We start from the raw sequence: 3490 nt of genomic DNA, 5'->3' as shown, positions 1-3490 counted from the left end.
GGTAGTATTGCAATTGCACTAGTTGTGAAATTGTATTCAGTACAACCAAGTGCATCTCCAATCAGGTTATAAGGTACTATTCGAACATAAATAATTTGGTTCGGGGGAAGTTCCGGAACCGGATCATAGTATAAATTATTCCCTAGATCTGCATTATTCAATAGGTCATTACCCCCTGGTGCAGTGCCAATTGTCAACCTGTACCCTAGAGCCCCGGAGCTATAATTCCAGCTAATATTGGTAGAAGGATTTACATTTACTGCGCCCTGAGCAGGGATATTTAATGAATTACAGTCAGGAATTTCCGTAATAGATGCAGTTGTGAACGATTCACTCACACAAGGTATTTCAATATTTCCATTCTGGTAATCAAAGAGTGAGATGGTCACATAGATAAGTGTATTTTCCGGTAAACCCAGGGGTGGATCGTATGTGGTGGCGCTACCTACAAACTTTTCGTTCAAGATGTCCGTCCCGCCCGGTGTAGTCCCAAGGGAAATAATATACGCGGGTATATTTGCAACCTGATTCCAAGAGATATTTGTGTCAACGGCAACATTCACAGCTCCGTTTAAAGGACTAGTTAGAACTTGTGAGGGACATTCCTGGCTAAGTCCAATCTGAGATAGAAAAAAGATCAAAACAAACAGCCAACCAAGGGTATGTTGCCCAGATTTTCTTCGGTATGTTGCTCTCAGTATGTACATACTTTACCGTTTAAGGGTAAAATGCCCTTGAAATTCACGTCCGTCTTCTAACTGTACTCTGAACCAGTAGTCGGCTGCGGGCATTATCTTGGAATTCACATTACCATTCCACCCAATTTCCTCGGTTGGTATTTGGGTAATAAAAGTGCCATAACGATCATAGATCCCTACAAAGGCATTCGACTGAAATTTTTCATTGAATCCGGTAAGTTGCCAATAGTCATTAATGCCATCGCCATTAGGTGTAAAGAATTTAGGATAGCCCATGACTGCTATCTCTTTTTGTGTAATACCGCATCCTTTGGTATCTCTTATGTATACTTGTGCAAATCCGGAAAGAACATTTGAAAAATAAGGACTTTCCTGATAGTTTATTCCGTCCATGGAGAATTCATAGTTGCCATCACCGCTTACCGAAATTTCAATGGTATTATTAGCAGCAAAATCTCGAATTTCTATATCATTGATTACCGCACTGGTGGATGGTACTAATTGAAAACTAACACTATTGTCACAGCTTACCAGATTGCCATTGATGTTAAAGACATAGCTGGTTTCTAATTCGTAAAGGCCCAATTCAGTGAGGCCTATCTGCCGTCCGCTACCTATGTCCACCCTACCAGATCCGGTTTTCTTAAACCAACGATAGGCATCAAAACCCTCAGGTCCTTCTATCAACACGGTACCTCTATCCGTACAAAGGACATAGGTTTCTTCCATGACTGGTACCGGAGATGGGTTTACAATAAGGTCTATAGCCTCTATGCCCAGGCATATATTCCCTTGTGAAAGTCGGGCATACAGGGTGGTCGAAGTAGTGGTCAGGGTAAAATCTAAAAGTTCATTTATTTGAGCAATGGCGTCCCCAATGTTTGTGAATAGATTTACAGTAGTTGAAGGATCATAGTTCGCTGTAATGGCCCTAAGGTCGAAACTACTTTCCAGCACCCCATCTGATGGGGAGTCATCACAGGTGTATACAGGGCTAAAATTGCTTGAAACTAGCTCGGAAGGAGTTATTTCGATAGTCAATTCGCCCGTATTGACACAACCCAAAGTATTTACTACCTTATAAAACAGAACCTGATTAAATGGTTGTGTATTCTGATAGCTCTGGTTATCAGATATTGGTAGATCTACATCCCTCTCTGCTATTGATTCGTAAAAAAAGAAGTTCAAACCGGGGTTGTCGTTAATCTTATCTAAGTTTATCAAGGTGATCCCGTCTGTAGGATCATCAGGACCTACATCGCATTGACTTAAATAGAGATTTGGATCTGGGATGGGTAATATATTGATCAGGGATTGTCCTATAATAGGGCATTCCAAGGGATCTGAAGAAATTATTTCTACACTATACCTTCCAGAGTCTGCTTCTGAAGTTGTATTTATTTCATACTTATGGGTGACAGCACTTGTTAAAAGGATCCCGTCTTTTTCCCAAAAGTAGGTCGCTCCGGGGATGCTATCGGCTTCTAATACCATGGGTTCACCACTACATAAGGTTAAGGTGCTGCTTGTTGTTCCGTCGGAATTTCGTATCAGGTCGGTACTCCCAAAGAAAGATTGTATAAAAGGAGGTAATCCCTGCATCGCATTTTTCCCATTCAGGTATACTTCGTTATGTATATAATTGGAAGCCGGTCCTATTTCATTAGGATTATTTATAACTCCTAAATAAGGGGTTCCTTCGTAATAACTTGTGGTAATGGTCCGATAGATCTTACCATTTTCCCCTTGTTGTAAGGCGCCTCTGTAAATTGCTCTATTATCGAGTTCGATCAAGGAAGCTTCTATATCTGTACTTGTAATGTCGAACTGAAGTAAGGAAGAAGAATAATTACCTGTTGCTTCTATCTCATTAGTTGCGTGGACATATAACAAGTTGCTATTTGGAGAAAATTCGAGGCCGTACGGATTTTTGTTAGCTCCAGGGAGGCTTATAAATTGCTGATTGGATATGACCCCTGTGTTTTCATCAAAATCATAAAGAAAAAGACCGTCAGTGAAATTGGCAATGGCTATTTTGGTTCCATCTGGAGATAATTTTAAATAGCCCCTTGGATCTTCGATTTGCAGATCGGAAAAAGTTGTTTTGACCGGAGAAGTAAGAACGCCAGTGGCATTCACCTCAAAAGCATAAAAGGTATTAAGCATGCCACTTGTTCCGTTTTGTGAAGCCAAAGTCACCACCCAGATAGATTGCTCAAAACAATTTTTTATTACCGCAGTAATTTTTTCGGAACAATCTTGCAACAAGGACACATTTTTCTGAATTACGGCACCCATACCATTGTCCTCGGTGATATCTATTACTGAATAATTAAGACCGTAATCTGGGTCCTGTATAGAAACCGAAGTGTCTACGGTAAACACAAAAAACAACGCCGGATCCTCTGGTTTAGGGACGATTATTGCAGATTGAGTGCTCGATGGGTCTCCAAAAAGCCCATCACCATTCAACATAACCTCATGGTTTTTATTATACACCTTTATCCCATCGGTATAAAAAAGTAGTCCGCCAAAGGAATCTGAGATGGTTGCACAACCTTCAAAGGTCTGTAACCTGCCATTATTGGCATTAGAAACACTTCCGTCATTGTTAAATTGAATACCTGCTCCGTTCCCAAAATACCAATTGGAGGTTTCTCCCTGACTAAAGAGTAGGAATGGGGAAAGTAGCCCAAATAGGAAGATGGAGGTAATCTTTTTCATAGTGTCTTCGCAAACACCACAATATACTACAAATCCCTCTTTTTCAATAACATGTAGGACAAATAGAC

Annotated in this window: 2 protein-coding genes; both read right to left on the bottom strand. The window is 40.5% G+C overall.

Annotated elements, in window-relative coordinates; translation table 11 throughout:
• Positions 1–707, bottom strand: a 707-nt coding sequence (locus Q0X72_RS13380) for an Ig-like domain-containing protein (protein ID WP_297766415.1), incomplete at its 3' end; no start/stop codon positions are given.
• Between the two features lie 3 nt (positions 708–710).
• On the bottom strand, positions 711–3490 hold a 2780-nt coding region (locus tag Q0X72_RS13375; RefSeq protein WP_297766413.1), incomplete at its 5' end, for a T9SS type B sorting domain-containing protein.

This window comes from uncultured Muriicola sp. (assembly GCF_947258935.1).
Taxonomy (GTDB): domain Bacteria; phylum Bacteroidota; class Bacteroidia; order Flavobacteriales; family Flavobacteriaceae; genus Muriicola.
The sequence above is the reverse complement of the archived record's forward strand: the minus strand, read 5'-3'. Positions and strand labels throughout refer to the sequence as shown.